The sequence below is a fragment of the Psychrobacillus sp. genome (assembly GCF_056205495.1).
This window is the reverse complement of sequence record NZ_JBAEAP010000049.1, coordinates 1-4,458: the sequence shown is the minus strand read 5'-3', so window position 1 is coordinate 4,458 and position 4,458 is coordinate 1. Positions and strand designations below refer to the sequence as shown.

The window sequence follows — 4,458 nt, the reverse complement described above, 5'->3', positions numbered from 1 at the left end:
ATGGGATTTAAAAAAGATGACCCCTGTTGAATACAGAGATCATCTAATTAAGGCTGCCTAGCTTTTTTTAAAATGTCCTTTACATAGGGTACAGTTTATAATATCCCAACTCATTTTTATTTTTATTTTAAATCAAACTATTCCTTTAACATAGGTAAAGTTAAAAAGGAGGATGATCGTGAACTATTCACAACATCCTCCTTTTAAAATTATTTCCCTTTAAATACAGGTTTTCTTTTTTCACTAAATGCATTTAATGCTTCTACTCGATCCTCTGTCGGAATCGTAATCTCATACGCCTTACGTTCAATTTGTAAACCAGTTTGCAAGTCCACATTCATCCCTTGTTTAACAGCAAACTTGGCTTGTTGGAGTGCAATTGGTCCGTTCGCTAACATAAGTGCTGCGAAGCTTTCCGTTTCTTGCTTTAATGTTTCTCGACTCGCAATTTTAGTTAAAAGTCCATACGTAAAGGCTTCATGAGCCGTCAATCGTTTAGCAGTTAAGATTAACTCTAAAGCTTTGGATTCCCCAATGAGGCGAGGTAAGCGTTGTGTACCTCCTGCGCCCGGGATAATTGCGAGGCTTGTTTCGGTTAGTCCTAATTGTATATCGTCTGCTGCAATACGGAAATCGCATGCAAGCGCTAGCTCGGTCCCTCCACCAAACGCATATCCATTTAACATGGCAATCGTTGGCTGAGGTAAGCTTTCGACTAAAGAGAATACTTCACCTATTTTATATATATTACGTTTGACTCTTTGTTCAGTTAACGTTCTGCGTTCTTTCAAATCTGCTCCAACACTAAACGATTTTTCCCCAGATCCAGTAAAGATTACTACTCTAATGTCCGGATTGATACGGATAGATTCTGCAATTTCTCCTAGTTCACATAACATTTCATAGTTGAAAGCGTTCAAAGCTGTAGGTCGGTTTAATGTGACAATTCCAATATTCCCCTGTTGTTCATAAGTAATAGTTTCCATTATTTCTCCCCCTAATACGCTAAAGTTCTTCACTATTAACATATCATTTTATGATAATCCTGTCATCAAAGGAAAAAATAGGTCGTTTTTCATCCTTATCTTTGATACAATAGTATCAATTACATTTCTTAAGAACATGAGGAAATTAAATGGAGATTTTTATTGCAAGGCAGCCAATTTTTAATATGAACGAGTCATTATATGGATATGAATTGCTTTATAGGAATAACGAAGACAATTCTTTCCCTGATGTGGATGCGGATATGGCAACGATTGATGTGCTGACACATTCATTTCTGACCATAGGGATAAATGAAATTGCAGGCGATAAGCTATGCTTTATTAATTTCACTGAAAACCTTCTGGATAAGGCGGTACTAAAAAAGTTCCCCTCTAACCGGATAGTGGTAGAGATATTAGAAAATATTACGATAACTCCCCATCTTATTAAACAAATTAGACAAATAAAAGCAATGGGCTTTCTTCTTGCATTGGATGATTTTGTTTTAAAACAAAATGTTCTCTATTATGATGAACTGTTTAGCTTAGTTAGCTTTATTAAGATAGATTTTCTTGCCACTACAGTGGAAGAGAGGAAATCGGTCGAGAAGATTGTCCAAACCAACTATCCCAACATTGTCCTGCTAGCTGAAAAGGTGGAAACACGAGCCGATTTTTACGAAGCTAAATCTGCTGGCTATAAATTGTTCCAAGGGTACTTCTTTGCTAAGCCTGAAATTATTAAGGCGACAGATATCCCTGCTAACGTAGTGCAATACATTAGACTGATCAATCTTTTACGCAAGGAAGAAGCCTCGATGGATGAAATTGCGTTAGAAATAGAGAGAGACGTTTCCTTGACCTTTAAAGTGTTAAAAATGGTCAATTCTCCAGTTGCTCGACCACGTTCCAAGGTTCGCTCGATTAAACAGGGTGTTTTAATGTTAGGGCTGGAGGAGATCAATCATTGGCTTCATGTCTTGTTACTGCGAGAGTTACATCAAAACTACAAAGGGGATGGACTAGCTATTGTAGAAGCATCCTTATTTAGAGCGAAATTTTGTGAGCTACTTGCTAAACAAAAAAAACTGACAAATTCCTCTGAATACTTATTAGTAGGCATGTTCTCTCTAATGGACACCATCTTACATAAGAAGATGGATCAGCTAGTCAAAGAGTTACCTCTTTCTGATGATGTAGCAGCTACTTTGGTTGGGTCCAACACTGAGATGACTCCTTTCTTAGATTTAACTATTGCCTATGATGAGGTTCGTTGGAACGATATGCTCGAAGGAGCTAATAATCTAGAAATCGATTTTCCAAGTCTTAATAATTTTTATAAGGAAGCTCGCAAGTGGGCAACTGACATAGTATCACAATGATTTAACTGCCATTCATTAGATTGGCAGTTTTTTGATTGAAGTTCTTTTCTTTCCATTGCATTTTCTTTTAAAAGTTGTAAAATATAAGAACAAATGTTCTTTTAAAAGAAAGGTGAATGAAGATGCCCTTAATACCAGAAGAGGCAATTCCATATTTCGAAAAAATGATTTATCTTCCCATGGTATTTACCATCTTGGAAAAGGATCGAACCATTATTGAAAAAGCCCCATTCAAATTAAACAGACCTTATTTGACTCTCGTAGAAGGAGCAGCGAAGCAAGTTCAAAAAGAGTTAAAAGACACACATGTCTACATGAGAAGGCATAGTATGAAAGTGATTAGAGGAGAAGGAGATGATATGTTCACAGAGTACGTGTTTTTTCATGGAGGATACGAGGAGCACCGTCGTTATCTAAACGTCCGTCTTCGTAACCGCGTAGAAGAACTGCTTTCTATGTACTTAACCATTACCTAATCAGTTGCGAATGTTTTTACGCATAGATGCTTGTCTAGAGGTGGCATATCCGTTGTTTAAAAGGTGGCTCATTCGTTTCAGAAATTGGGTGCTTAATATGTTGGCATACGCCACTTGACGATTCATAGTGTTAGGCGAAACAGGAACATCAATGGTATCCCCATTAGAAAGAACAACGGTAGATCCCTTTTTATTTGGGTAAAAAGTTTCGATGGCCTGATAGGAAAACCATATATTTAAATCTGATTTTGGAGAAAGAACAGGAATCCATATACAAGGTGACCCAAAGTCATGAGCTAGTATGATTGGTAGCTTAAAATAGTTGCCAATCGTTTCCCGAGAAAGGTTTACTGCGTGTTGAAAAGAAGAACCGTAGAAGGAGCAGGAATAACGAACGATTTCGTATGGCTTTTTACTTACCATGGAGGTTTCACCAGAAAAATTAGTAACTTTCGTGTAAACTTTGTTATTTACTACAGAAGGTTGAAGTAACGCGGTTTCGAAGGAGATAAGATGGGATTTATTTTCAATTTTATTAGTCAGAAAATTTCACTCCTTAGTATATTATAATTTAAATTATAGTTAATTTTGGAAATAAATCAAGCTAATGTATCTAAATTTCAAAAAATACTTCTATTTACTGTATAATCTAAATTTTCTTAAAATGATTGCAACTAGCCTTAAGCTTTTATATAATATAAAAAAGGCATCGGGGTGATTGAAATGGACAAACAATATTCATATACAGATTTTATGAAAGCAATGGGACAAACAGGGAAAGAAAGCTCTGCAGAAAAGTTGTTAAACGAGATTTATCTTGATATGTTTTTAAATGTTGTCCACCGGGAGCAGAGAAGTTTTCGGCTAATGGGTTTAATTGACGAGGCATTGGATCGCAAGGATAAAGAAGCATTTAACGAGTACACGAACGTGTTACTTCATCTGAAAAATTAAGTTGCTAATGGGCCGGGAATTCGTGAGGAATTAATAGTTAATATATGTTGAGGATGGGGCTGGGATAATCTAATCTCGTGCCCCAAAAAAGTGAGATTGCGCCATGCAATCTCACTTTTTGCATATAATTTGGGTAAATGTCTTTCAAAACAGTAGTTCGGAGATAAGGCGGCGAACTTAATAAAAACAACGGCTATGAAGAAAATATAAAAATAAAGCAGTTCAAATTTTACAATGAGTGAAATTTGAACTGCTTTTAGTTTTGATAAAAATTCTATTCTTTTGATGTTAAAAAACTAACATTCTTATATTTTTGCAAGATAAAATGTAGCTTTTTCTGTAAAAGAGGGTAGTAATAGATAGGAAGAGATTTTTACCACTAAATCGTTGATATAACAAAGGTTGAACCTACTCTGAAAATTTATTTTAAAAACGTATGTTCGTTTTAATAGTGTTAGAAAAATGATTATGCTAAACTAAATTTAATAAGAACACGGGAGGCATACATATGGAACAAATTTTTGATTTACAATCTCCGTATGAGCCAGCAGGGGATCAAATAGAAGCAATAAAAGAGCTAGTAAAAGGAGTAAATGAGGGCAAAAAGCATCAAACATTACTAGGGGCCACAGGTACTGGTAAAACCTTTACTATTTCAAA

At 35.6% G+C, this 4,458-nt stretch carries 6 protein-coding genes; 4 read left to right on the top strand and 2 right to left on the bottom strand.

The window, feature by feature from the left end; translation table 11 throughout:
* Nucleotides 1-209: 209 nt before the first annotated feature.
* On the bottom strand, nt 210-986 hold the full coding sequence (locus AC06OU_RS01710) for an enoyl-CoA hydratase-related protein (RefSeq protein WP_298469103.1): 777 nt from the start codon (nt 984-986) through the stop codon (nt 210-212).
* A gap of 149 nt (nt 987-1,135) precedes the next feature.
* Here AC06OU_RS01710 and AC06OU_RS01705 point away from each other — a divergent pair, with 149 nt between their 5' ends.
* Nucleotides 1,136-2,368: an EAL and HDOD domain-containing protein gene (locus tag AC06OU_RS01705; RefSeq protein WP_475853562.1), complete on the top strand. Its 1,233-nt coding sequence runs from the start codon at nt 1,136-1,138 to the stop codon at nt 2,366-2,368.
* Between the two features lie 122 nt (nt 2,369-2,490).
* Nucleotides 2,491-2,844, top strand: coding sequence for a YhjD family protein (locus AC06OU_RS01700; protein ID WP_169359731.1), 354 nt, complete (start codon nt 2,491-2,493; stop codon nt 2,842-2,844).
* Here AC06OU_RS01700 and AC06OU_RS01695 read toward each other — a convergent pair whose 3' ends face one another.
* A complete protein-coding gene (locus AC06OU_RS01695) occupies nt 2,845-3,354 on the bottom strand; it encodes a competence protein ComK (RefSeq protein WP_251555870.1) in 510 nt (169 codons plus the stop codon).
* Between the two features lie 213 nt (nt 3,355-3,567).
* Here AC06OU_RS01695 and AC06OU_RS01690 point away from each other — a divergent pair, with 213 nt between their 5' ends.
* Both AC06OU_RS01690 and AC06OU_RS01685 read left to right on the top strand, forming a co-directional pair.
* Nucleotides 3,568-3,798 carry an IDEAL domain-containing protein gene (locus AC06OU_RS01690; protein ID WP_169359730.1) on the top strand — a complete coding sequence of 77 codons (231 nt, stop codon included), beginning with the start codon at nt 3,568-3,570 and terminating at the stop codon, nt 3,796-3,798.
* Between the two features lie 508 nt (nt 3,799-4,306).
* Nucleotides 4,307-4,458, top strand: a 152-nt coding sequence (locus tag AC06OU_RS01685) for a DEAD/DEAH box helicase family protein (protein ID WP_475853563.1), incomplete at its 3' end; no start/stop codon positions are given.